Genomic DNA, 22,847 nt, shown 5'->3' on the forward strand with positions numbered 1-22,847 from the left:
CAGAACACCGTCCGCGCCCACGGCAGCCTCCGCACCGTGCTCACCTCCCGGTCCTGGTCAGCACGGTGAAGAACACGTAGCAGACGATCTGCACGGCCAGGAAGTACAGCAGCGAGAACGCCCCCGCCGGCCCCAGGTCGAACTGCCCGACCGCGATCTTCGACAGCAGGACGCTGAGGAACGAGGTCGCGTTCCCCGGCCCGCCTCCGGTCACCACGAACGGCTCGGTGTAGATCATGAAGCTGTCCATGAACCGCAGCAGGATCGCGATCGTCAGCACCCCGCGCAGCCGCGGCAGCTGGATGTGCCGGAACGTCGCCCACGCCGACGCGCCGTCGATCTGCGCCGCCTGGAAGTACGGGTCGGGGATCGACCGCAGCCCCGCGTACGCCAGCAGCGCCACCAGCGGCGTCCAGTGCCACACGTCCATGACGAGCACGGTGATCCACGCGTCGCCGGCGTCCAGCGTGTAGTTGTAGTCCAGGCCGAGCACGTTGTTGACGGCCCAGCCGCCGAGCCCGATGTCCGGCCGGGCGAAGATCTGCCAGATCGTGCCCACCACGTTCCACGGGATGAGCAGCGGCAGCGCGACCAGCACCAGCGCCGCCGGCACGCCGAGGCCGCGACGCGGCATCACCACCGCCACCGCCACGCCCAGCGGGATCTCCAGCAGCAGCACCTGCGCCGAGAACAGCAGCGTGCGGACGAACGCGGCCCGTACCTCCGGGTCGCGCGCCACCGACCGGAACCACTCCAGGCCGACGAAGAGCCGGTCGTCCGGGCTGAAGATGTCCTGCACCGAGTAGTTCACGACCGTCATCAGCGGGATGACGGCGGTGAACGCGACCGACACCACCACCGGCAGCACCAGGAACCAGGCCCGGTTGGCGCGCCGCTTGCCCTGGGCCCGGTCCTCGGCGGCCGGCTCCGTCCGCCGCGAGGGGAGGGCGGCCGTCACGGGGCGCTCCCCGGCAGCGGCTCGACCACCCCGCACCGGACCGCGTCCCTGAACAGGAACGCCCGGCCCTCCGCGAAGCGCAGGAACGTCACGGAGCCCGGCTCGTGCGCGGCCGCCGCGTCCGTGCGGGCGACCAGCGGGTGCCCGTTCACCTGGGTGTGCACCAGGTCGTACGCGCCCATCCGGTCGATCCCGGTCACCCGGGCGGCGATGCCGGGCGGCGCCTCCTCGCTTGTGAGCCGCACGAACTCCGGCCGCACCCCGATCCGCACCGGCCCCGGCGGCAGGTCGCCGGACGCCCGGCCGACCGCGGCGTCGCCCACCCGCACCAGCCCGCCGGCCACCGCCCCGTCCAGCACGTTCATGCCGGGCGAGCCGATGAAATGGCCGACGAACTCGTGCGCGGGCGACAGGAACAGCTCGCCCGGCTCGCCGGCCTGCACGATCTCGCCGTCGTTGAGCACCACCACCTCGTCGGCGAACGTCAGCGCCTCCGTCTGGTCGTGGGTGACGTAGACCAGCGTGTGCCCGGTGTCGCGGTGGATCTCCTTGAGCTTGCTCCGCAATGTCCACTTCATGGCCGGGTCCACCACGGTCAGCGGCTCGTCCAGCAGCACCGCGGCCACCTCCGGGCGGACCAGGCCGCGGCCCAGCGCCACGATCTGCTGGCGGCCCGGGTCCAGCCGCCGCGACCGGCGGTGCAGGTGCTCGTCCAGCCCGAGCAGGCCCGACACCCGGCGCACCCGCCGGTCCACCTCCTGCTTGGGGTACCCGCGGTTGCGCAGCGGGAAGGCCAGGTTGTCGTAGACCGACATCTGGTCGTACAGCACCGGGAACTGGAAGACCTGCGCGATGTTCCGCCCCGCCGGCGGCACCCCGGTCACCTCGCGGTCGTCGAACCAGATCCGCCCCCGCGTCGGCGTCAGCAGCCCGCTGACGATGTTGAGCAGCGTCGTCTTGCCGCACCCGCTCGGCCCGAGCAGCGCGTACGCCCGGCCGGTCCGCCAGGTCCACGTCATCGGCTTCAGCGCCCACGTGCCGCCGCCGTCGTAACTGTGCGCCACGCCTTCCAGGCGGATCTCAGCCATGCGGGCGGACCTCCGCCCCCAGCGGGGCATGCAGCCGCGCGCCGTCCTCGCCGAACACGAACACCCGCGCCGGATCCACGTACGCCACCGCCGGCTCTCCCGGCTCGTACGGGTGCGTGCCCGCCAGATGCGCCACCAGGTGCGTCCCGCCCTCCAGCAGCAGGTGGACGAACGTGGCGCTGCCCGTCACCTCCGCCAGCCTGATCTCGGCCGGGAACTCCAGCATCCCGGGGCCGGCCCGTTCGATGCCCACCTGGTGCGGGCGCACCGCCACCACCACCCGCCGGTCCGGCCCGGTCAGGCCCGGCGCGGGGAACGAGGCGCCCAGGCACTCGATCCGGCCGTCGCGCACCAGGCCGGGCAGCAGGTTCAGCGGCGGGTCGCTGAGCGTCGCGGCCACCTCCAGCGTCGGCGGCCCGGCGTACAGGTCCGCGGGGTCGCCCCGGTGCCGCACCCGGCCCTCGCCCAGCACCACCGCCGGCGCGGCGAAGGACAGCGCCTCGTTCGGGTCCGCCGTCGCGTACAGCACCACGCCGGGGGAGTCCCTGAACATCCGCTTGAGGTCGGCGCGTAACTGCTCGCGCAGCTTGAAGTCCAGGTTGGCGAGCGGCTCGTCGAGCAGCAGCACGTCCACCGGCCGGGCCAGGGCCCTGGCGATCGCGGTGCGCTGCTGCTGGCCGCCCGACAGCTCGCCGGGACGGCGGCCGAGCAGCTCGCCGATGCCCATCAGCTCCGCGACCTCGCGCACCCGCCGGTCCACCTCGCCCTTGGGGAACTCCGCGGCCAGGCGCAGCGGGGAGGCGATGTTCTCGTAGACGGTCAGCGACGGGTAGTTGATGAACTGCTGGTAGACGAAGGCCACCGACCGCTTGCGCACCGACACGCCGGTGACGTCCTCGCCGTTGACCACCACCCGCCCGGCGTCCGGCGGCAGCAGCCCGGCCACCACCCGCATCAGCGTGGTCTTCCCCGCGGTCATCGGCCCGAGGAGCGTCGTCATGCCACCGGATGACTCCAGGTGGATGTCGTCGAGCCAGATCTCCCCGCGCCGGCGTACGGAGACGCCATCGATGACGAGCGTCACTGTGCCCGGTCCTTCCCGGAACAGGTGTCAGCTACCGCGACGATCGAGACTTTTCACCTCTAGTTAACATGATCCACAACCTCGTGCAAAGGCCGGATTTTGTGGTGCGAAGCGGGATTTATCCGGCGGGAAGATGAGAATCCACAGGCATCTCTTGTACGCAGAGTTACTTTGTGATTACGGTGGGTAGCAATCCCGGGGTGACCCGATTACCCGCCCAAGGAGGGCACATGCGACCCACCACCCGCTCGCTGACGGCCGCCGCGCTCGTGGCCGCCGGCCTGCTCGCCGCTACCCCCGCCCACGCCGTCGTCGACCCGGTCGCGGTCTCGCTCTGTCTGGCCGAGAGCGCCGCCGGTGCGACCAGTCTCGTCGATCCCAGCTCGCCGGGTATCCCGGCCGAGCTCCCCGCCGTCCACTGCCTGGCTCCCTGACACCTTCCCCCAGGCCGGTGGCGAGGGCGGCGCGGTCTCCAGCCGCGCCGCCCGGACGGATCCCCCGGTCCCCGCCCCCGCGCGCGTCCCCCCACTCATGAACGAAGGAGCTGCGATGTCCGACCGAGCCCTGGCCGCCGCCCTCGCCGCGGCGGCGATCGTCCTGCCGTCTCATATCGGCGGCGAACCGATCGCCCGCCTGGAGGCCGTGGTCCAGCACGTGAACATTCTCACGTCCTAGATGTATCCGCAGCTGCGCACCCTTCCCGCCCGGCGACGCGCCGCCAGCCGGCTCGGCTATGTGATGTTCCTGAGCCGCTGGATCCAGGCGCCGCTCTACTTCGGCCTCATCGCCGCCCAGGTGGTCTACGTGTGGCGGTTCATGGCCGAGCTCGTGCATCTCGTCCACCTGGGATTCACCGGCCATCCGGCCGAGACCACCGTCATGCTCATCGTGCTCGGCCTGGTCGACGTGGTGATGATCTCCAACCTGCTGATCATGGTGATCGTCGGCGGCTACGAGACGTTCGTCTCGCGGCTGCGCATCGAGGGCCACCCCGACCAGCCGCAGTGGCTCTCCCACGTCAACGCCAACGTGCTCAAGGTCAAGCTCGCGATGGCCATCATCGGCATCTCGTCCATCCACCTCCTCCAGATCTTCATCAACGCGGCCAGACCGGCCGTCACCGACAGGGAGCTGCTTTGGAAGACACTGATCCACCTGACCTTCATCGCCTCGGCGGTGGCGCTCGCGCTGATCGACCGGATCATGCAGAGCAGCCGCCACCGCTCCGACCAGACGGCCGGTCCCGCCGGCGCCTCGCCGTCACGGGTCTCGGCGGCGTGATCGCCGGCCTGGTGTGCACCGCCGCCCCCGCCGCCCCCGCCGCCGCCGAGGCTCCCGAGACCGCCAAGCCCGCCTCCTCCCTGATCGGCGACGTAATCATCTTCAACGACGAGATCGTCGAGCCGGTCTCCGCGCCGGTCAGCACCTGCGGGGCCGCGCTGAAGCTGCTCAGCACGGGCACCAGCACCTGCGCCGACGCCTCCCGGGTGTCGGACGACGACGCCTGACGAGGGCCCACCAGACCGTGCCCGCCCCTCATCTCCCCCAGCGGGGGCGGGCACGCCATCATGAGAACAGGCACTTCGCTCGATGAAAGTTTCACGAGATTGCCGATAATTTCAGCTCTCCACCTGCTCTAACAGCAGCGTGCGCGCGCGGGCATTGACCCTGTCTCCTGCCTGTCCCTACCGTCCCGGCAGGGATCCCGAAGAGGCCGAAAGATTTCGGGACCGGATCTTGGCAAGCTTCCGGAGGTAGGTGCTCGTGCTTTCGTCAACCCCCATCAGACCCGGCAGCCGGCCCAGGACGCTCGCGGCGGCGGCCCTGCTCGGGCTGCTCGCCGTGTTCTTCCTGCCGGCCGGCCCCGCCGACGCCTCGGCCCCACTGCGCCAGCACGCCGCGGCGCGGGGCAAGTTCATCGGCACCGCGCTCGCCACCGGACCGCTGTCGAACGAGACCCAGTACCGGAACATCGCGGCGACCGAGTTCAACCAGATCACCGCCGAGAACGCGATGAAGTGGGACGCCACCGAGCCCAACCAGGGCCAGTTCAACTTCTCCGGCGCCGACACCATCGTCAACTTCGCCACCCAGAACAACCAGCAGGTGCACGGCCACACCCTCGTCTGGCACAACCAGACCCCCGGCTGGGTGCAGGGCCTGGGCGCCACCGCCATGCGCTCGGCCATGCAGAACCACATCAGCCAGGTCGTCGGCCGCTACGCCGATAACGCCGCCGTCGTCTCCTGGGACGTGGTGAACGAGGTCTTCGAAGAGAACGGCAACCTGCGCTCGTCGTTCTGGTACAACACGCTGGGCCAGAGCTACATCGCCGACGCCTTCCGCTACGCCCGCGCCGCCGACCCGGACGCCCGGCTGTGCATCAACGACTACAACGTCGAGGGCATCAACGCCAAGAGCACCGCCATGTACAACCTGGTGCGCTCGCTGCGCGAGCAGAACGTGCCCGTCGACTGCGTCGGCTTCCAGAGCCACCTGGCGATCCAGTACGGCTTCCCCAGCGACCTCCGGCAGAACCTGGAGCGCTTCGCCGCCCTCGGCGTCCAGGTCCGCATCACCGAGGTGGACATCCGCATGCAGATGCCCCGCAGCTCCAGCAAGGACACCACCCAGGCCAACTACTACCGGGACGTGATCCAGGCCTGCCTGGCCGTGAACGCCTGCGCCGGCGTCACCATCTGGGGCTTCACCGACCGGCACTCGTGGGTGCCCGACACGTTCTCCGGCGAGGGCGCCGCGCTCATCTACGACGAGAACTACCAGCAGAAGCCGTCCTACACCGCCGTCCACAACGCGCTCGACGGCGGCACTCCCTCCGACACCACCCCGCCCACCACCCCGGGCACCCCGGCCGCCTCCAACGTCACCGGCAGCTCGGCCACGCTGACCTGGTCGGCCTCCACCGACTCCGGCGGCAGCGGCCTGGCGGGCTACAACGTCTACCGCGAGCAGGGCACCACGGACCCGCAGCTCGGCCAGTCGTCCACCAACTCCATCAACCTGACCGGGCTGTCCGCCGACACCCAGTACCAGGTGTACGTGCGAGCACGTGACGGCGCCGGCAACCTGTCCAGCCCGTCCAGCGCGGTCACCTTCACCACCACCGGCGGCGGCGGCCCGAGCGGCCCCTGCACCGCCACCGGCACCGTCCAGACCCAGTGGGGCAACGGGTACGTCATCCAGCCCGTCACCGTGACCAACAGCGGATCGTCGGCCATCAACGGCTGGACCGTCACCTTCACCCTCCCCGCCGGCCACAGCGTCACCGGCTCCTGGAACGCCACCCTCACCACCAGCGGCCAGACCGTCACCGCCAAGAGCATGGGCTACAACGGCAACCTCGGCCCGAGCGCCAGCACCTCGTTCGGCTTCCAGGTCAGCCGGCCCAACGGCAACACCCAGACGGTGTCCGGCTACACCTGCGCCTCACCGTGAGATCCCCGCGCGGGTTCGAGGGAGGCACGGCGAGCGCCGAGGAGCCCGCGCGGTCACCCCTCTGACCCTCCGCCCCCGTTCCGTTCCTCCGTCCCCGTGACTGCCTCGACGGGGCGGAGGAACGGAACCACCCCGTCCCGCCGCCCCGTCCCGTCCGGGACACCCCTCTCCGGTACGCGACGGGGGCCGGCGGGACGGGGTTTCCGTGCGTCCCGCCCCGGCGCGCGGGCCATGATCCCTCTGCCGTACCGTCTGCTCCAGGGGACGAGAGGGGAGCGCCGATGGTGACGGAGCCCGTGCGGGCGGAGGCGCTGCGGCTGGCCGGCGGGGGAGACCTGCCCGCCTACGTGTACGACCTGCCGGCGCTGCGTGCGCACGCCGCCGGAGTGCGCGGCGCGCTGGCCGGGACCGCCGAGCTCTACTACGCCGTCAAGGCCAACCCGGCCGCCGAGATCCTGCGCGCGCTCGTCCCGTACGTGGACGGCTTCGAGGTGGCCTCCGGCGGCGAGCTGGCGCACGTGCGCGAGGTCGCCCCTGACCTGCCGATCGCCTTCAGCGGACCCGGCAAGACCGACGCCGAGCTGGCCCTCGCCCTGACGCCCGGCGTGCACCGGCTGCACGTGGAGAGCCCCCGCGAGCTGGCCCGCCTGATCGCCCTCGGCGCCCCGGCGGACGTGCTGCTGCGCGCCAACCCGGACCTGCCCGGCGAGGACACCCGGCAGGCCGCCGCCAGCCCGTTCGGCATGGACCAGGACGGCCTGGCCGCCTGCCTGCCGCTGCTGGCCGCCGCCCCGCACATCCGGGTGCGCGGTCTGCACACCCACCTGACCTGGGCCCAGCACGACGCCCCCGCCATGGCCGCTCTGGCCCGCCGGGTGACGTCCTGGGCGCTGCCCTGGCTCCGCGCACACCTGCCCGGCCTCACCGAGCCGGAGCTGGACCTCGGCGGCGGCATGGGCGTCGACTACCGGGCGCCGGACCAGGTGTTCGACTGGAAGGCGTACGCCGCCGCCCTGCCCGCCACCCTGCCCGCCACAGGGGCGCGGCTCCGGGTCGAGCCCGGCCGGTCGCTCACCGCGTACCACGGCTGGTACGTCACCGACGTGCTCGACGTCAAGCGCAACCACGGCCGCGACTACGCCGTCCTGCGGGGCGGCACCCACCACCTGCGCACCCCCGTCGCCCGCGGCCACGACCAGCCGTTCACCGTCCTGCACCGGGCGGTCGCCGGCCCCGCGCTCACCGGCCCGGCCACCCTGGTCGGCCAGCTCTGCACGCCCAGGGACGTGCTCGCCCGCGACGTCCCGGTGACCGGGCTGCGGCCTGGCGACCTCGTGGTGTTCGAGCTGGCCGGCGCGTACGCCTGGAACCTGTCCCACCACGAGTTCCTCATGCACCCCCCGCCGCGCTTCCGCTACCTCGACTGAGACCGTGCCGGGCCGGGTATCTACCGGCTCTCCTACCAAGGAACGGGTGCGAATGATCTTTGACGACCGGCGGGAACCGTTGCGGGTGTGGCAGTACGCCGAACGGTATCTGGGCGCGGGCACCCGCGCCTACAGTCGTTTCTCCGCGGACCTGGAGATCTCCGAGCCGTACCATCCGCAGCTCGGCCTCGACCGGTTCGCGGTGCCGACCTTCCGCGTGCCGCCCGAGCGGGGGACCTTCCTGCGCAACGCGCTGGAGTCCACCACGGTCAAGCTCTACCGGGGCGGCGACGGGTTCCTGCTGCCCGTGCACCCCGAGACGCTCGCCTTCCCCGGCCTGCCCGACCGGGACGCGCTCACCGAACGCGGGCCCGACCTGACCGTGGTGCCGTCGGCCAACGCCCGCACCGTGTTCGTCGAGCGCATCGGCGACGAGCCGGTGGAGCCGCACTTCGTCAAGCTCCACTACCCCCGGCGGCTGTCGCGCTTCACCCGGCGGCTGCGGCGGCCGATCATCTCGGTGCAGCTCTGGGCGGCCGAGGAGCTGTCGGCGGCCGGGCTGCCGGTCCTCCCCGAGGTCGCCGCCGGAGTCCTGGGCGCCGACCCGGCCGAGGCCTGGGGCTTCCTCATCCGTGAGATCCGCCCCCACCTGCTCCCCGGCCCGGCCCGGGGGACCCCGCGGTTCACGGTGCCGCTGTTCGCGCTGTACGGGCAGGACGTGCGCGGCCCGGACGACCCGCCGCTCATGGCGCAGCTCGCCGCCCGCAGCGGCGAGGACCCCACCGGCTGGCTGGCGAGCCGGGTCGTCGCCCCCATGGTGCGCCTCTGGCTGCGCGCCGTCTCCGCCACGGGCTGCGTACCGGAGCCGCACGGCCAGAACACGCTGTTCGCGTTCGACCCGGACGGCCGCCGCACCGCGATCCTGTACCGCGACTGCGGCGTCTACATCGACCCCGCCACCCGCGCCGAGCGTGGCCTGACCCGCGACCTGCCGCCCGTGAACGTCATCTCCCGCGACGTCGAGCAGCCGCGCGAGCGCGTCTTCAGCCTCACCTACGACAGCTTCATGGGCCACCACGCGCTCGAACGCCTCGCCAGGGTCGCCGCGGACACCCTCGGCGTGGACCCGGAGCACCTGCGGCGCGCCGCGCGGGAGGAGTTCGCCGCCGGGCCGCGCGTCGGCCTGCCGCCCACCGTCCACTACTACGAGGACCGCCTGCACGCCGACGGCAGGTGGAACCTCGTCGACACCGGCGAGCCCCCCGCCTGGCGCTAGCTACAGCAGCGCCTGGTAGACGAGCTGCCGCAGCCTGCTCCTGATCGGATGGGTGTCCGAGGGGAGGAGCTGGGTCATGAAGACGACCGTCAGCTCCTCCGCCGGGTCCACCCAGAACGCGGTGCTCGCCGCCCCGCCCCAGCTGAACTCGCCCGCCGAGCTCAGCGTCCGGTGCCGGGCGGCGTCCCGCACCACCGCGAACCCGAGCCCGAACCCGACCCCCGCGTACGGCACCTCGGCGAACACCGGCCGCCCGAACTCCTCCAGGTCGGCCCCGCCCGGCAGGTGGTTGCGCGTCATGTAGGCGACGGTGCGCGGGCCGAGCAGCCGAACCCCGTCCAGCTCGCCGCCGCGCAGCAGCATCTGGGTGAACCGGTGGTAGTCGCCCGCCGTCGAGATCAGCCCGCCGCCGCCCGACAGGAACGACGGCCGCCGCAGCTCCGCGCCCCGCGTGTCCATGGGCACGGCCCTGCGGTGGCGGTCCGCCGAGTAGAGCGTGGCCATCCGCCCCGCCCGCTCCCCGTCGATCCAGAACCCGGTGTCGTCCATGCCCAGCGGCCGGAAGATCCGCTCGCTCAGGAACTCGTCCAGCGGCCGGCCCGACACCACCTCGACCAGCCGGCCGAGCACGTCGGTGGCCACCGAGTAGTTCCACTGTGTGCCCGGCTCGAACAGCAGCGGCAGCTCCGCCCACCGGTCGACCGCCTCGGCCAGGCCCATCCCGCGCGGCGCTCCCCGGTCGAACCCGGCCCGCCGGTAGAGCTCGTCCACGACGCTCACGTGCTGGAACCCGTACACCAGGCCCGAGGTGTGGGTGAGCAGGTGCCACACCCGCACCGGCTCCGCCGCCGGCCGGGTGACGGGGGAGAAGGCCGGCCCCTTCTCGTACACGCGCACGTCCGCGAACGCCGGGAGGTGGCGGCTGACCGGGTCGGTCAGCTCCAGCAGCCCCTCCTCGTACAGCATCATCACCGCGACCGAGGTGATCGGCTTGGACATGGAGTAGATCCGGAACAGCGTGTCCGGCTCCACCGGGGCGCCCGACGCGACGTCGCGCGACCCGTACGCGGACAGGTGGGCGATCTCGCCGCGCCGGCTCACCAGCGCCAGCCAGCCGGGCAGCCGCCCGTCGTCCACGTACGGGGCGAAATGGGCGTCGATCCGCCGGAGGCGGGCGGAGTCGAGGCCGACGTCCTCCGGGTCGCAGGTCACCTTCAGCTCGCCCACCGCGCCTCCTCCGGAGCCCGGAACAAATCTAGAACAGGATTCTAGGCCGGTCGCGCGGCGTTGTGCAGCCCTCTGATCGCCAGCACGTACCCGTACACCCCGAAACCGACCACGATCCCTCTGGCCACGGGCGAGATGTAGGAGTGGTGCCGGAACGGCTCGCGGCGGTGCACGTTGGAGATGTGCAGCTCGATCACCGGCAGCTCCACGCCCTCGATCGCGTCGTGCAGCGCGACCGAGGTGTGGGTGTAGGCGCCGGGGTTCAGCACCGCGCCGACGGCCTGGCCGGCCTTGACCGCGGCGCCCGCCTCCTGGATCCAGTCGATGAGCTGGCCCTCGTGGTTGGACTGCCCGAAGACCAGCTCCAGGCCGAGCGCCTCGGCCTCCTCCCGGCACATCGTCTCGACGTCGGACAGGGTCGTGGTCCCGTACACCTCCGGCTTGCGGGTGCCGAGCAGGTTGAGGTTCGGGCCGTTGAACACGTAGACGGATGTCATCCGACTGATCGTACTCAGCCCTTGTAGTTGAAGACCTGCCGCAGCGTGTGCTGCACGGTGACCAGGTCCTTCTGGTCGTCCATCACCCGGTCGATCGGCTTGTAGGCCTCCGGGTGCTCGTCGACCAGCGCGGCGGCCCGGTCGGCGTTCCAGGTGCGGCCGCCCATCGCCGCCTTGAGCGACCTCGCCGACAGCTCGCGCTTGGCCTGGGTGCGCGACATCCGCCGCCCCGCCCCGTGCGCGCACGAGTGGTAGGAGTCGGCGTTCCCCCGCCCGCGCACGATGTACGACTGCGCGCCCATCGAGCCCGGGATGACGCCCTCGTCGCCGGTGTCCGCCTTGATCGCGCCCTTCCTGGTGATCCACAGCCGCTTGCCGTGGTGCGTCTCCAGCTGGGTGAAGTTGTGGTGGCAGTTGATGGTCCGCACCCTCCGGCCCGTGCCGACGACCTGGAACAGGGCGTTGACCAGCACCTTGTCCATGCGGGCCCGCGAGGCCATGGCGTAGTGCTGCGACCAGAGCATGTCCTCGATGTAGGCGTCGAACTCCGGCGTGTTCTGCACCAGGTAGGCCAGCGCCGGGTCCTCCAGGCCGATCGCCTGGCGCTTCATCAGGTTCTTCGCACCGGTGATGTGCATGGTGGCGAGCTGGTTGCCGATGCCGCGCGAACCCGAGTGGAGCACGGTCCACACGCGGTCGCGCTCGTCCAGGCAGACCTCGACGAAGTGGTTGCCCGAGCCGAGGGTGCCGAACTGGCGGGCGACCTTGGTCTCCTGCTCCCGCGTCAGGCTCGTGTGCGGGTGGCCGAGCTCGCTGAGCGCCCGGTCGACCGACGGGTCCTGGTGTCCCTGGCCGACGCCGGCCGGGATGCGGCGCTCGACCAGCGACATCAGGGCGGCGAGCGTGTCGGGCAGGTCGGCGGCGGTCAGCGTGGTCTCCGTGGCGACCATCCCGCAGCCGATGTCGACGCCGACGGCGGCCGGGATGATCGCGCCCTCGGTGGGGATGACCGAGCCGACCGTCGCGCCGATGCCGACGTGCGCGTCGGGCATGAGCGCGACGTGACCGGACACGATCGGCATCCGGGCGGCGCGGGCCGCCTGCTCGATCGTGCGGTCGTCGATCTCGCTGGCCCAGGACAGCAGGTTCGGGGCGGGCTGGTTCGGCATGACGGGAAACTCCTTGATCGTCCTTGATCCAGTCTGCCCTGGAACCGCCGCTCCAGCCCACTCATTTACGCTGGCACGGAATATGGGACGGTTAATTGAGCTTGTTACGATCATCCTGTTACGGCACTTTGCGGGTGGAGCGTGGGTGGAGCGTGAGCTGTGCTGCCTGACCCGACCGGATCCACGACCGAGGAGATCCTCGCGGGCGGTGGCGTCAACGTGGTCGTCCGCGTCGGCGACACCGTGCGCAGGCCGGCCGGTCCGTGGACGCCCGCCGTGCACGCGCTGCTCGGCCACCTCACCGCGCGCGGCTTCACGGGCGCGCCCCGCGCCCACGGCCTCGACGGGCAGGGCCGCGAGATCCTCGACTTCGTCCCCGGCACGGCCGCCTGCGACCCGGTGCCCCCGTACGTGCGCGACGACGCCACCCTGCGGGCCGTGGCCGGCCTGCTGCGCGCCTACCACGACGCGACCACCGGCTTCACGCCGCCCGGCGACGCCGCGTGGTACTTCCCGCCGCGCCAGCCCGCCGAGGTCGTCTGCCACGCCGACATCGCCCCTTACAACTGCGTCTTCCGCGACGGCGCGCCCGTCGCGTTCATCGACTTCGACACCGCGCACCCCGGGCCGAGGCTCTGGGACGTCGCGTACGCGGCCTACCGGTTCGTCCCCCTGACCGCCCAGGGCCACGGGGAGGCGCCCACGCCCGTGCCCGAGCAGGCGCGGCGGCTGGGGCTGTTCTGCGACGCGTACGGGCTCGCCGCCGCCGACCGCGCGGCCCTGACGGACGTGGTGGGGGAGCGCCTGCACGGCATGGCGCGGCTGATCCGCGAGAAGGCGGCGGCGGGCGATGCCGCCTTCGCCGCCCACCTGGCCGGCGGCCACGACGCGCTGTATCTCGCCGACGCGGCCCACGTGGCACGCCACGCGCTCGTCCTCCAGGAGGCCGTACGGTGATGCGCCGTTTTGAGACCGGACACAAGGCGGACGTAGGCTGTCCTTTTGGCGACCACGGGAGGTGACGCCCATGCTGCGTGACTCGTTCGGGCGGGTGGCTACCGATCTTCGGGTGTCCCTCACGGACAAATGCAACCTGCGCTGCACCTACTGCATGCCGCCGGAAGGGCTCGACTGGCTGCCCAACGCCCAGCTCCTGACCGCCGACGAGGTGGTCAGGCTCGTCACCATCGGCGTCGAGCGCCTCGGCGTCACCGAGGTCCGCTACACCGGAGGCGAGCCCCTGCTGCGCCGGGAGCTCGCCGACATCGTGGCCCGCACCACCGCGCTGCGGCCCCGGCCGCAGGTGTCGCTCACCACCAACGGTATCGGCCTGGCCCGCATGGCGGACGCGCTCGCCGGCGCCGGGCTGGACCGGGTCAACGTCTCCCTCGACACGCTCGACCGTGACACGTTCAAGCGGCTCGCCCACCGCGACCGGCTGCCCGACGTGCTCGACGGCCTGGCCGCCGCGCACCGCGCCGGGCTGCGCCCGGTCAAGGTCAACGCCGTGCTCATGCGCGACGTCAACCAGCACGAGGCGGTGCCGCTGCTGCGCTGGTGCCTGGAGCAGGGCTACGAACTGCGCTTCATCGAGCAGATGCCGCTCGACGCGCAGCACGGCTGGAGCCGCGCGAACATGGTCACCGCCGACGAGATCCTCGCCCTGCTGTCCGGCTCCTTCGAGCTCACCCCCGACGACGTGGAGGAGCGCGGCAGCGCGCCCGCAGAGCGGTTCCTGATCGGCGGCGGGCCCGCGCGGGTCGGCGTGATCGGGTCCGTCACCAGGCCGTTCTGCGGCGCCTGCGACCGCGTGCGGCTCACCGCCGACGGTCAGATCCGCAACTGCCTGTTCGCCCGCGAGGAGTCCGACCTGAAGTCCGCCATGCGGGCGGGGGCCACCGACGACGAGCTGGCCGAGCGGTGGATCGCCGCCGTCGCGGGCAAGCGTCCCGGCCACGGCATCGACGACCCCTCCTTCCTCCAGCCGGCCCGCCCCATGTCGGCGATCGGCGGCTAGTGCGGGCCCGCGACCTGGGCCTCGCCACCGGTGACAGCGGCCGGCACAACGCGATCACCGACGTGCCCGGCGTGGGCGTAGGGCACGTCACCCTCGTCCGCGACCCCGCCGTCCGCACCGGCGTCACCGCCGTCGTGCCCGGCGGGATCGGCCCGCACGCGCCGCTCCCCGCCGGGCTGTTCACCGGTAACGGCCACGGCAAGCTCGTCGGCGCCACCCAGCTGTCCGAGCTCGGCCTGCTGGAGTCGCCGATCGTGCTCACGGCGACCCTGTCGGCGTTCCGCGCCGCCGACGCGCTGGTGACCTGGATGCTCGCGCAGCCGGGCTGCGCCGGCGTACGGACCTTCAACCCGGTGGTCGGCGAGTGCAACGACGGCCACCTGTCCGACATCCGCGCCCGCCCCGTCACCGAGGCCCACGTCCTGCGGGCCGTCGCCACGGCCACCGGCGGCCCCGTCGCCGAGGGCTGCGCCGGCGCCGGCACGGGCACCACGGCCCTCGGCTTCAAGGCCGGCATCGGCACCGCCTCCCGCCTGCTGCATGCCGCGGGCGAGCAGGTCACGCTGGGCGCCCTCGTCCAGGCCAACTTCGGCGGCACCCTCCGCCTCCACGGCCGCCCGATCACCCCCTCCTCCCTGGGGCTCCCCGGCGAGCGCCTCCCTCCAGCCGGGCCGGAGGAGGCGGGCTCCTGCATGATCGTCATCGCCACCGACGCGCCCGTGGACGCCCGGCAGCTCACCCGGCTGGCCAGGCGGGCCGTCTTCGCGCTCGGCCGGGTGGGCGCCGACTACAGCCACGGGAGCGGCGACTACGCCATCGCCTTCACCACCCGCACCGGGCACGCCCCGATGCCCGACCACGAGCTGAACCCGCTGTTCGGCGCGGCCATGGACGCCGTCGAGGAGTCCGTGCTGAACTCCCTGCTCGCGGCCGAGACGACCACGGGCGCCGAGGGCCGCACCGCCCACGCGCTCCCCGCGCCGCGTCTTCTGGAGCTCCTGAGGACATGACCGCGTACGGTGGAGACGTGTTCGACGCGGTGATCCTGGCGGGCGGCAGGGCTGAACGGCTGGGCGGGGTGGACAAACCCGGCCTGGAGGTGGGCGGCACGCCGATGGTCGGCAACGTCGCCGCCGCCGCCCGTGAGGCCGGGCGCGTCGTCATCGTGGGACCTGCCAGGGCCATCCCGGGCGCCGTCTTCGTCCGCGAGGACCCGCCGGGCGCCGGGCCGGTGCCCGCGCTCCGGGCGGGGCTCGCCGAGGTCACCGCCCCCTGGGTGGTCCTCCTCGCCGGCGACCTCCCGTTCCTGGCCCCCTCCCACCTCTCCACCCTCCTGGCGCATACCGGCGCAGGGCGTGGGGCGGTCGCCGTGGACGGGGAAGGACGCGAACAGTGGCTGCTCGGCGTCTGGGAAGCCGCCGGGCTGCGGGAGGCGCTGGCGGCCTACGAGGGGCGGTCGCTGCGCGGGCTGCTGGCGCCGCTCGTGGGGCGGCGGGTGCCGCTGCCCCGGCAAGCCTGGTTCGACTGCGACACCAGGGACGACCTGGAGGAGGCTCGGAATGAACGTGCTGGCTGAGTGGACCGCGCTGGCCTGCGAGGAGTTGGGCATCGACCCGGCCAGGGTGGACCGCGACCAGATCCTGGAGCTGACGAAGGAGGTCGCGCACGGGGTGGCCAGGCCGGCCGCGCCGCTGACCGCCTACCTGCTGGGGCTGGCCCAGGGCGCCGGGACCGCGCCGGAGGAGGCGGTGGAGCGGCTGACCGCGCTCGCCAGGAATTGGGGCCAGACCACAACCGAGACGCTGACCGACCGCTGACACTGGAACGAACTCGTGCAGTCAAGCCCCGCCCGACCCTGAAGATTCCCTGTGAATTGTGGGGCTGGCGGGGTGTAAACGATTTCGGGAAAGCGGCCCTATCCGACTGCGAAGCCGGCTCGTGAACAGATCATCGGCTTCGAAAGTTTTGCCGGGAAAAGGGCGACGCCGGGTGGTTACGGGGGCAAACCACCCGGCGTCGCTTCATCGGCGTTCCGACGGGGGCCCGGAACGCCGGCACCAGCACTCCGACGGGGGACCGGAGCGCTTGGCTAAAGCGTACACCTACAACCCGTGGGATGCGTCAAGACTTAGTCACGACCCGATCTCGCGTCGGTGCATCGGTATCTCGCTTTGGTTAGCTTCCGGGGTCTGAAAGGTGGGAGGTGGGGCGTCCTTGCCACGCTCATTGGCCCCGATAACCGCTATGTACGGCAAAAAGACCGCACCGGCGATGAACAGCAGCTTGTACGGCCACGGCAGCGGCACCACCACCGCCAGGATCAGGCAGATCGTGCGGATGCCCATCTTGATGAGGTAGCTCCGCTCCCGGCGCCGGATGTCGGTGCTCAGCGAAGGCCTGGCGTCCGTGACCGTGTGGACCGCCTGCTTCCTGCGCCAACTCCTCATACCCCCCACGTTAGACCTCGGACGGGCCGGCGGCGACAGCGCCCCTGGACGGCACTATGGGTCATGCGATCATGGCCTTGGAGTAAGGAGGATTCGGAGATGACGGATCGTACGTACCGCGTGACCGAGATCGTCGGCACCTCGCATGAGAGCGTCGACCAGGCCATCCGCAACGGCATCAGGCGGGCCTCGCAGACCCTGCGCCACCTCGACTGGTTCGAGGTGACCGAGGTGCGCGGCCACATCGACGCGGGCGAGGTGGCCCACTTCCAGGTCGGCATGAAGGTCGGCTTCCGCCTGGAGGACAGCTAGCACCGTCGAGCCCCCGCGGCTCGACGGCCGCGGGCGATGCGACGGGACAGCGGACGCCACCCGGCCGGGTAGGACGGGCGAGCCCTCGCGGCTCGACGGCCGTGGGCGATCAGCGACGAGACGGCGGACGCCACCCGCCCGCGGAACCGCTCGTCCTGACTGGCTTACAGATCGAGCGCGCCCCGGGCCTCCACCGCCGGCTCACCGGCGGAGCGCGTCCCGGGTTCCGCCATCAGCTCACCGGCGGGCGCGTCCCGGGTTTCCCTGCCAGCTCAACAGCCGAACGTGCCCAAGGTCTCCGCCATCAGCTCACCGGCGGAGCGCGTCTGGGGGTTTCCGCCGCCGGCTCATGGGCGGAGCGCGTCCTGGGTTCCGCTATCGACTCACCGGTGGAGCGCGTCCCGCGTCTCCGCCACCAGTTCACGCGCCGCGTCCACCGCCGTGGCCAGCGACTCCGGGGTCTCGCCCAGGCCGCCGAGCAGCGCGCGGGCCCGGCGGCCGAACCCGGCGGGGGCGCCCGGCAGTGTCTCCGCGACCGCCAGTGCGCCCTTCTCGTTGAGGCACCACCGCCGTTCGGCCGCGAACAGCGCCTGCACCAGCACGCCGACCGCCCGCGACAGGCAGAGCGCGACGTAGAGGGTGTCCGCCCTGCCCACGCCCTTGCCCGCCACCTCCACCAGGAACCCGGCCTCCTCGGCCGCCCTCATCAGCGACTCCCGCAACCGCTCCGGGTACACGGCGGCCTCCCGCCGCAGCCGTCCCAGCTCCCCGTGCGGATCGGCGAGGATCGCGCCGAGCGCCACCTCACCCGCGTAACACGGCGACCAGAACCCCAGCGGATGCCCCACCTGGACGCCCACCTCGTAGCGGCCCTCCCGGCAGTCCTCCCACACGCGCCGCACCCGGTCGACGTCGCGCAGGATCCAGTCCACCGCCACGCCGCCGACCTCCAGCCACGCCCCGCCGTCCACCCACGGCCCCCACCCGCCCGGCCCGGCCACCTCGACCCCGGGCCCCGCGAGCTTCCGCAGCCCTTCCACGTCGAGCGGCGCCCGATAGTAGACGCCCAGATCCCAGTCGGACTCCGGCCGGTGCTCCCCACGCGCCCGGCTGCCGCCCAGCAGCACCCCCACCACCCCCGGCACCTCGACCAGCCGCTCCGCCATCTCCGCCACAACGGTCCGCACCGCCCACCCTCCCCATCCGGCATGGTCATCCAAGATCAAATAGTGCCCATCCTACGTCCGCCCTGACACCACCCCACCCGCCCCTCAACCAGCCTCCGGCGCCCGCCACCCGCAGGCCGCAATGGCGCCCCCACCGTCCCAACCCCGTCGACTACCGCTCTGCCGCCACCGGCAATGGCGGCGATCGGTTTCGGATCCCCGTAGGGACGCATCGAGGCGGGACGGCGGCGGTCGCCCCTCCGGCGGAAAGGGCGGGCATAAGGTCGGTGACCATCGGGCGTAGCCGGCCGTCGTACCGATGGCGCTGCCTCGGCGGCCACCACCGCGCGGCGGCGCCCGCGCAACCGCGGTGCCGGCGGACAACGCCGGTCCCGCACCACCGGCCTGCCCGCGTGGGCGCTCGACGCGCTGGCGGGTCGGCCGATAGCCACCTCCGTCGGCCGCACCTCCGTCGGCCGTCCGGCCGCCGCGGCACCGGCCGCATCACGTGCCGACCCGCTACGCGATCGAGGGACCTCGTCGGGCCGGGGGCGGCCCCTCGTCCGCGGTGGGCGTCAGGGGGGCGGAAGCGGCCTCTCCTCATTCACGGTGGGCGGTCAGGGGGCGGAAGCGGCCTCTCCTCGTCCGAGGTGGGCGTCAGGAGAGCGGAAGCGGCCTCTCATCCACGGCGGGCGTCGGGGTGGGATTCACGCGACTCGACGACCGGGGGCGTCAGGGGGCGGATCCGGTCGCTCCAGCCATGCCTCTCCTCGGCGGCGAACGATCACCAGAGGCTTGTAGGGGGTGACAGATGGGGGGAGTGGACGGCACACTTCGGTCATGCGCAGCCGTACCGCGGGGGTGTTGACGGCACTGCTCCTCGTCGCTTCCACAGTGGCGTGCGCGGGGGAGCCGGCGGCGCGGCGGCCCGCGGGGGAGAGCCCGGTGTTACGGCAGAACCAGGACCAGGTCGAGCGGACCGCGGGCAGCCTGCGGCGGCTGGACGACCTGCCGATGTACGAGATGACCTACCACGGCGGCTACGACGCCGAGGCGCCGCTCACCGACGAGGAACTGGCCCGCCCCGACAGCGCCTGGGCGTGCTCGCTGTTCGCCCGCGGCCCCGAGTCGGCAGGCGGCCCGGAGTTCGCCCGCAACTTCGACTGGGACCCGAACGCCGCCATGGTGGTGCACGCCAAGGCTCCCGGCGCGTACGCCTCGATCTCCGTCTCCGACGTCTCGTACGTGCTCGACGGCGGCGGGCCGGACCTGGCGGACCCTGGGCACCGGCGGCGGCTCGGCCACGCGGTGCTGCTGCCGTTCGACGGCATGAACGAGAAGGGCCTGGCCGTCGGACTGGCCCAGACGCCCGACGCCGAGCTGCCCGAACGGACGCCGGGCCGCGCGCTGGTGGGCACCACGCGCATCATCCGGCTGATGCTCGACCGGGCCGCCACCGTGGACGAGGCGATCGCGCTGATGCGCCGCTACGACATCGAGTTCACCGGCGGGCCGCAGGTGCACTACCTGATCGCCGACCGGACCGGCCGCGCCGTCGTCGCCGAGTACGGCGGCGGCGAACTGCACGTCGTCGACGACCGGATCCTCACCAACATCACCATGGCCGGCACCAGCCCGGCCGACCGGCTGTCGGACGCCCGCTACGGCGCCCTGGCCAAGGGCGCAGGCACCGGCGCCGACGCCCTCGACCTGCTGCGCCGGGTGGCGCAGCCGCACACCCGGTGGTCGATCGTCTACGACCTGGACGACCTCACCGCCCGGCTGGTCACCGGGCAGCGGTGGAGCAGGGTGCACGAGCTGGCGATCAGCTCGCCTGGCTGACCGTCGACATGTTGAAGTCCGGCACCCGCACGGCGGGCATGACGGTGCGGGTGAAGTAGTCGCCCCACTCACGCGCCAGCGTCTGCCGGGCGCCGCCCACCTCGCTCAGCCGGCCCAGCAGGTCGACCGGGCTCTCGTTGAACCGGAAGTTGTTGACCTCGCCCACCACCTCGCCGTGCTCGACCAGGTAGACGCCGTCGCGGGTGAGCCCGGTCAGCAGCAGCGTCTGCGGGTCGACCTCGCGGATGTACCACAGACAGGTCAGCAGCAGCCCGTGCTTGGTGGAGGCGATCATGTCGTCCAGCGAGCGGCCCTCTCCGGGGCCCTTCATGATCAGGTTGTCGATGGCGGGCGTCACCGGCAGCCCGCTCAACTCGGCCGAGTAGCGGGTCTGCAGCAGCGCCTCCAGCCGCCCCTCGCGGATCCAGTCGGTGGACGACAGCGGCAGCCCGTTGTCGAACACCGAGCTCTGCCGGCCGGAGGAGTGCGCCGTCACGAACGGCGAGCAGGCGATACCGGCGGCCGCGGGGTCGCTGGAGAGCGTCACGGGCACCGTGGCGAGCTGCTCGCCCACCCTGGTGCCGCCGCCCGGCCTGGCGAACACCGAGCGGCCGTCCACGGCGTCCCTCGCGCCCGCGGACCAGAAGAGGTAGACCATCAGGTCGGCCACCGCCGTCGGCGGCAGCAGCGTCTCGTAGCGGCCCGCGGGCAGGTCGACCCGCGTCTTGGCCCAGTCGAGCCGCCGCGCCAGCCCGGAGTCGAGTCCGGCGACGTCCACGTCGGTGAAGTCGCGGGTGGCCACGCCGGTCCACGCCGAGCGCTTGAGGTCCTCGGACTTGGCGTTGAGCTCCAGCCTGCCGGTCGGCTGGTCGTGGCGCAGCCGCAGCCCAGCGGAGCTGCCGAGGAAGGTCGAGGTGAGCGTGTGCTCGGCGAACCCGTACAGCTTCCTGCCGCCCGACGCGGCGGCCGAGAACGCCTCGCCGAGCGCGGGCGCGAAGTCCGCGAACACGTCGATGCCGGTCGGCGGCACCGGCTCGTCCCAGGACGGGCTGGCGGGCACCCCGGACACCAGCTCGCGGGCGTCCTCGGCGGGCCGCGCGTCGCGCGCCGCCGCGTCGGCGGCGGCCACCACGTCGGCGAGCTGGTCAGGGCGGACGGCGGCGCGCGACACCACGCCGACGCCCTGACCGGCCACCGAGATCACCGTGAGCCGGCTGGAGCGCGCCACCCCGTTGGTGGTCAGCGTGTTGCCGGCGAAACGCAGGTTGGCCGTGGACTGCTCGTCGGCCAGCACCACGCACCCGTCGGCCGTGGAGAGCTCCAGCGCCTTCTCCACCATCTGCTGGGGAGTCACTTTCCGCCCTCCTGAACGGTGTTGAGTATCCGGACGTTCCTGAACAGCGCCGACGGGCAGCCGTGGCTCACCGGCGCGACCTGCCCCGGCTGGCCCTTGCCGCAGTTGAACGCGCCGCCCAGCACGTAGGTCCGGGGCCCGCCGACGGCTTCCATCGACTGCCAGAAGTCGGTCGTGGTGGCCTGGTAGGCGAAGTCGCGGACCTGCCCGGCCAGCTTCCCGTGGGAGATCCGGTACGCGCGCTGCCCGGTGAACTGGAAGTTGTAGCGCTGCATGTCGATCGACCAGCTCTTGTCGCCGACGATGAACAGCCCGCGCTCGACGCCGGCGATCAGCTCCTCGGTGTCGGGGCCGCCGGGCGCGGGCTGGAGCGACACGTTGGCCATCCGCTGGATCGGGGTGTGGCCGGGCGAGTCGGCGAACGCGCACCCGTTGGACCGGCCGAGCCCCTTCATCAGCGCCATCCGCCGGTCGAGCTGGTAACCGACCAGGACGCCGTCGCGGACGATGTCGAAGCTCTGCCCCAGCACGCCCTCGTCGTCGTAGCCGACGGTGGCCAGCCCGTGCTCGACCGTGCGGTCGCCGGTGACGTTCATCGACGGCGACCCGTACACCAGCTCGCCGAGCTGGTCGAAGGTGGCGAAGCTGGTGCCGGCGTAGGCGGCCTCGTAGCCGAGCGCCCGGTCGAGCTCGGTGGCGTGGCCGATCGACTCGTGGATGGTCAGCCACAGGTTGGACGGGTCGACCACCAGGTCGTAGTCGCCGGCCTCGACCGACGGCGCCGCCAGCTTCTCCGCCAGGTGCAGCGGCAGCGCCTCCAGCTCCGTCTGCCAGTCCCACCCCGTGCCGGTGAGGTACTCGTAGCCGCGACCCACCGGGGGCGCGATCGTGGACATGTCGTCGAAGCCGGACTCCGACGCCTTCATCGCGTTCAGGCTCGGATGGATCCGCACCCGCTGCTGCGTGGTCGTGGTGCCGGCCGTGTCGGCGTAGAACTTCTGCTCCTTGACCTGCAGCAGCCGGGCCGAGACGTGGTCGGCGCCCTTGAGCAGCCCCGCCGACCAGTCGGCCAGCAGCGCCACCTTGTCGGCCTGCGGCACCTCGAACGGGTCGATCTCGTAGGACGACACCCATGTGGCGTCGGCGTGCACCGGCTCGGGCGCGAGCTCGATCGGCTCGCGGTTGATCGGCGCGCTCACCTGCGCCACCCGGACCGCCTGCTCGGCCACCAGCGCCGCGGCCTCCGGCGTCAGCTCGATCCCGGCGGCGAAGCCCCAGGTGCCGCCCTTCACCACGCGGACGGCGTAGCCCAGGTCGTCCGCGTCGGAGGCGCCTTCGAGGCGGGCGTCGTAGAGGCTGAGCGTCTCGGCGCGGACGCGTTCCAGCCGGAAGTCGGCGTGTTCGGCGCCCAGGTCGCGGGCGCGCTGCAGGGCGGCGTCCGCGAGCCGCCGCAGCGGCAGCGCGAGGAAATCGGAGTCGATCTGGCGCATGTCCACGATCCTAACCCCGTGATCTTGTGTCCCCCGG

At 72.4% G+C, this 22,847-nt stretch carries 24 protein-coding genes; 14 read left to right on the top strand and 10 right to left on the bottom strand.

What is annotated here, in order from left to right:
- Positions 1–40: 40 nt before the first annotated feature.
- The 3 genes from AB0K05_RS19575 to AB0K05_RS19585 are packed head-to-tail and all read right to left on the bottom strand — an operon-like array spanning position 41 to position 3,130.
- Positions 41–958 carry a sugar ABC transporter permease gene (locus AB0K05_RS19575; RefSeq protein ID WP_222708926.1) on the bottom strand — a complete coding sequence of 306 codons (918 nt, stop codon included), beginning with the start codon at positions 956–958 and terminating at the stop codon, positions 41–43.
- Positions 955–2,046: an ABC transporter ATP-binding protein gene (locus tag AB0K05_RS19580; protein WP_364230637.1), complete on the bottom strand. Its 1,092-nt coding sequence runs from the start codon at positions 2,044–2,046 to the stop codon at positions 955–957. The genes AB0K05_RS19575 and AB0K05_RS19580 overlap by 4 nt, the downstream gene beginning before the upstream one ends.
- Complete coding sequence (locus AB0K05_RS19585) at positions 2,039–3,130, bottom strand: ABC transporter ATP-binding protein (protein ID WP_219545765.1); 1,092 nt, start codon at positions 3,128–3,130, stop codon at positions 2,039–2,041. The genes AB0K05_RS19580 and AB0K05_RS19585 overlap by 8 nt, the downstream gene beginning before the upstream one ends.
- 230 nt (positions 3,131–3,360) lie before the next feature.
- Between AB0K05_RS19585 and AB0K05_RS19590 the strand changes: the two genes are divergently transcribed.
- From AB0K05_RS19590 to AB0K05_RS19620, 7 genes are all read left to right on the top strand, one after another.
- Positions 3,361–3,564 carry a hypothetical protein gene (locus AB0K05_RS19590; RefSeq protein ID WP_364230640.1) on the top strand — a complete coding sequence of 68 codons (204 nt, stop codon included), beginning with the start codon at positions 3,361–3,363 and terminating at the stop codon, positions 3,562–3,564.
- A gap of 115 nt (positions 3,565–3,679) precedes the next feature.
- On the top strand, positions 3,680–3,805 hold the full coding sequence (locus AB0K05_RS19595) for a hypothetical protein (protein ID WP_364230642.1): 126 nt from the start codon (positions 3,680–3,682) through the stop codon (positions 3,803–3,805).
- Entirely contained in the window at positions 3,806–4,411 is a 606-nt protein-coding gene (locus AB0K05_RS19600) for a TIGR00645 family protein (protein WP_148031365.1), read from the top strand.
- Positions 4,408–4,638, top strand: coding sequence for a hypothetical protein (locus tag AB0K05_RS19605; RefSeq protein WP_364230646.1), 231 nt, complete (start codon positions 4,408–4,410; stop codon positions 4,636–4,638). Before AB0K05_RS19600 ends, AB0K05_RS19605 begins: the two co-directional genes overlap by 4 nt.
- A 256-nt stretch (positions 4,639–4,894) precedes the next feature.
- Positions 4,895–6,586: an endo-1,4-beta-xylanase gene (locus AB0K05_RS19610; RefSeq protein ID WP_364230648.1), complete on the top strand. Its 1,692-nt coding sequence runs from the start codon at positions 4,895–4,897 to the stop codon at positions 6,584–6,586.
- Between the two features lie 281 nt (positions 6,587–6,867).
- On the top strand, positions 6,868–8,013 hold the full coding sequence (locus AB0K05_RS19615; protein ID WP_364230650.1) for an alanine racemase: 1,146 nt from the start codon (positions 6,868–6,870) through the stop codon (positions 8,011–8,013).
- Between the two features lie 52 nt (positions 8,014–8,065).
- Positions 8,066–9,289, top strand: coding sequence for an IucA/IucC family C-terminal-domain containing protein (locus AB0K05_RS19620; protein ID WP_364230653.1), 1,224 nt, complete (start codon positions 8,066–8,068; stop codon positions 9,287–9,289).
- Here AB0K05_RS19620 and AB0K05_RS19625 read toward each other — a convergent pair whose 3' ends face one another.
- Genes AB0K05_RS19625 through AB0K05_RS19635 form a run of 3 tightly spaced genes read right to left on the bottom strand, consistent with a single transcriptional unit; the run spans position 9,290 to position 12,182 of the window.
- Complete coding sequence (locus AB0K05_RS19625) at positions 9,290–10,516, bottom strand: serine hydrolase domain-containing protein (RefSeq protein WP_364230656.1); 1,227 nt, start codon at positions 10,514–10,516, stop codon at positions 9,290–9,292.
- A 41-nt stretch (positions 10,517–10,557) separates the two neighbouring features.
- Entirely contained in the window at positions 10,558–11,013 is a 456-nt protein-coding gene (gene aroQ, locus AB0K05_RS19630) for a type II 3-dehydroquinate dehydratase (protein ID WP_148031370.1), read from the bottom strand.
- A 14-nt stretch (positions 11,014–11,027) separates the two neighbouring features.
- On the bottom strand, positions 11,028–12,182 hold the full coding sequence (locus tag AB0K05_RS19635) for an RtcB family protein (RefSeq protein WP_148031371.1): 1,155 nt from the start codon (positions 12,180–12,182) through the stop codon (positions 11,028–11,030).
- 159 nt (positions 12,183–12,341) lie between these two features.
- Between AB0K05_RS19635 and AB0K05_RS19640 the strand changes: the two genes are divergently transcribed.
- From AB0K05_RS19640 to AB0K05_RS19660, 5 genes are all read left to right on the top strand, one after another.
- A complete protein-coding gene (locus tag AB0K05_RS19640; RefSeq protein ID WP_271278401.1) occupies positions 12,342–13,139 on the top strand; it encodes an aminoglycoside phosphotransferase family protein in 798 nt (265 codons plus the stop codon).
- A 70-nt stretch (positions 13,140–13,209) separates the two neighbouring features.
- Positions 13,210–14,199 carry a GTP 3',8-cyclase MoaA gene (gene moaA / locus AB0K05_RS19645; RefSeq protein WP_219545759.1) on the top strand — a complete coding sequence of 330 codons (990 nt, stop codon included), beginning with the start codon at positions 13,210–13,212 and terminating at the stop codon, positions 14,197–14,199.
- Positions 14,199–15,209 carry a P1 family peptidase gene (locus tag AB0K05_RS19650; RefSeq protein ID WP_271278400.1) on the top strand — a complete coding sequence of 337 codons (1,011 nt, stop codon included), beginning with the start codon at positions 14,199–14,201 and terminating at the stop codon, positions 15,207–15,209. The genes moaA and AB0K05_RS19650 overlap by 1 nt, the downstream gene beginning before the upstream one ends.
- On the top strand, positions 15,206–15,775 hold the full coding sequence (locus AB0K05_RS19655; protein WP_271278399.1) for a molybdenum cofactor guanylyltransferase: 570 nt from the start codon (positions 15,206–15,208) through the stop codon (positions 15,773–15,775). Before AB0K05_RS19650 ends, AB0K05_RS19655 begins: the two co-directional genes overlap by 4 nt.
- Complete coding sequence (locus AB0K05_RS19660; RefSeq protein ID WP_148031375.1) at positions 15,759–16,016, top strand: DUF6457 domain-containing protein; 258 nt, start codon at positions 15,759–15,761, stop codon at positions 16,014–16,016. The genes AB0K05_RS19655 and AB0K05_RS19660 overlap by 17 nt, the downstream gene beginning before the upstream one ends.
- A 315-nt stretch (positions 16,017–16,331) precedes the next feature.
- Here the strand turns inward: AB0K05_RS19660 and AB0K05_RS19665 are convergent, their stop codons facing one another.
- Positions 16,332–16,646: a DUF3099 domain-containing protein gene (locus AB0K05_RS19665; protein WP_148031376.1), complete on the bottom strand. Its 315-nt coding sequence runs from the start codon at positions 16,644–16,646 to the stop codon at positions 16,332–16,334.
- Between the two features lie 99 nt (positions 16,647–16,745).
- Between AB0K05_RS19665 and AB0K05_RS19670 the strand changes: the two genes are divergently transcribed.
- Positions 16,746–16,958, top strand: coding sequence for a dodecin (locus AB0K05_RS19670; protein WP_148031377.1), 213 nt, complete (start codon positions 16,746–16,748; stop codon positions 16,956–16,958).
- Positions 16,959–17,341: 383 nt separating this feature from the next.
- On the opposite strand, the gene AB0K05_RS19675 is transcribed toward AB0K05_RS19670, so the two are convergent.
- On the bottom strand, positions 17,342–18,145 hold the full coding sequence (locus AB0K05_RS19675; RefSeq protein WP_364230662.1) for a nucleotidyltransferase domain-containing protein: 804 nt from the start codon (positions 18,143–18,145) through the stop codon (positions 17,342–17,344).
- A gap of 819 nt (positions 18,146–18,964) precedes the next feature.
- Between AB0K05_RS19675 and AB0K05_RS19680 the strand changes: the two genes are divergently transcribed.
- Positions 18,965–19,966: a linear amide C-N hydrolase gene (locus AB0K05_RS19680; protein WP_364230665.1), complete on the top strand. Its 1,002-nt coding sequence runs from the start codon at positions 18,965–18,967 to the stop codon at positions 19,964–19,966.
- Here AB0K05_RS19680 and AB0K05_RS19685 read toward each other — a convergent pair.
- Positions 19,950–21,320 carry a metallopeptidase TldD-related protein gene (locus tag AB0K05_RS19685; protein WP_271278396.1) on the bottom strand — a complete coding sequence of 457 codons (1,371 nt, stop codon included), beginning with the start codon at positions 21,318–21,320 and terminating at the stop codon, positions 19,950–19,952. The genes AB0K05_RS19680 and AB0K05_RS19685 overlap by 17 nt on opposite strands.
- Positions 21,317–22,810 carry a TldD/PmbA family protein gene (locus tag AB0K05_RS19690; protein ID WP_271278395.1) on the bottom strand — a complete coding sequence of 498 codons (1,494 nt, stop codon included), beginning with the start codon at positions 22,808–22,810 and terminating at the stop codon, positions 21,317–21,319. The genes AB0K05_RS19685 and AB0K05_RS19690 overlap by 4 nt, the downstream gene beginning before the upstream one ends.
- Positions 22,811–22,847 lie beyond the last annotated feature (37 nt).

Origin of the sequence: Nonomuraea sp. NPDC049486, assembly GCF_040676925.1 — a bacterium.
GTDB lineage: Bacteria > Actinomycetota > Actinomycetes > Streptosporangiales > Streptosporangiaceae > Nonomuraea > Nonomuraea ferruginea.

Coding starts and splice junctions, on each gene's coding strand:
- AB0K05_RS19580 (WP_364230637.1), bottom strand. CDS start 2,046: ATGGCTGAGATCCGCCTGGAAGGCGTGGCGCACAGTTACGACGGCGGC.
- AB0K05_RS19590 (WP_364230640.1), top strand. CDS start 3,361: ATGCGACCCACCACCCGCTCGCTGACGGCCGCCGCGCTCGTGGCCGCC.
- AB0K05_RS19595 (WP_364230642.1), top strand. CDS start 3,680: ATGTCCGACCGAGCCCTGGCCGCCGCCCTCGCCGCGGCGGCGATCGTC.
- AB0K05_RS19600 (WP_148031365.1), top strand. CDS start 3,806: ATGTATCCGCAGCTGCGCACCCTTCCCGCCCGGCGACGCGCCGCCAGC.
- AB0K05_RS19615 (WP_364230650.1), top strand. CDS start 6,868: ATGGTGACGGAGCCCGTGCGGGCGGAGGCGCTGCGGCTGGCCGGCGGG.
- AB0K05_RS19620 (WP_364230653.1), top strand. CDS start 8,066: ATGATCTTTGACGACCGGCGGGAACCGTTGCGGGTGTGGCAGTACGCC.
- aroQ (WP_148031370.1), bottom strand. CDS start 11,013: ATGACATCCGTCTACGTGTTCAACGGCCCGAACCTCAACCTGCTCGGC.
- AB0K05_RS19635 (WP_148031371.1), bottom strand. CDS start 12,182: ATGCCGAACCAGCCCGCCCCGAACCTGCTGTCCTGGGCCAGCGAGATC.
- moaA (WP_219545759.1), top strand. CDS start 13,210: ATGCTGCGTGACTCGTTCGGGCGGGTGGCTACCGATCTTCGGGTGTCC.
- AB0K05_RS19655 (WP_271278399.1), top strand. CDS start 15,206: ATGACCGCGTACGGTGGAGACGTGTTCGACGCGGTGATCCTGGCGGGC.
- AB0K05_RS19660 (WP_148031375.1), top strand. CDS start 15,759: ATGAACGTGCTGGCTGAGTGGACCGCGCTGGCCTGCGAGGAGTTGGGC.
- AB0K05_RS19665 (WP_148031376.1), bottom strand. CDS start 16,646: ATGAGGAGTTGGCGCAGGAAGCAGGCGGTCCACACGGTCACGGACGCC.
- AB0K05_RS19670 (WP_148031377.1), top strand. CDS start 16,746: ATGACGGATCGTACGTACCGCGTGACCGAGATCGTCGGCACCTCGCAT.
- AB0K05_RS19680 (WP_364230665.1), top strand. CDS start 18,965: ATGCGCAGCCGTACCGCGGGGGTGTTGACGGCACTGCTCCTCGTCGCT.
- AB0K05_RS19690 (WP_271278395.1), bottom strand. CDS start 22,810: ATGCGCCAGATCGACTCCGATTTCCTCGCGCTGCCGCTGCGGCGGCTC.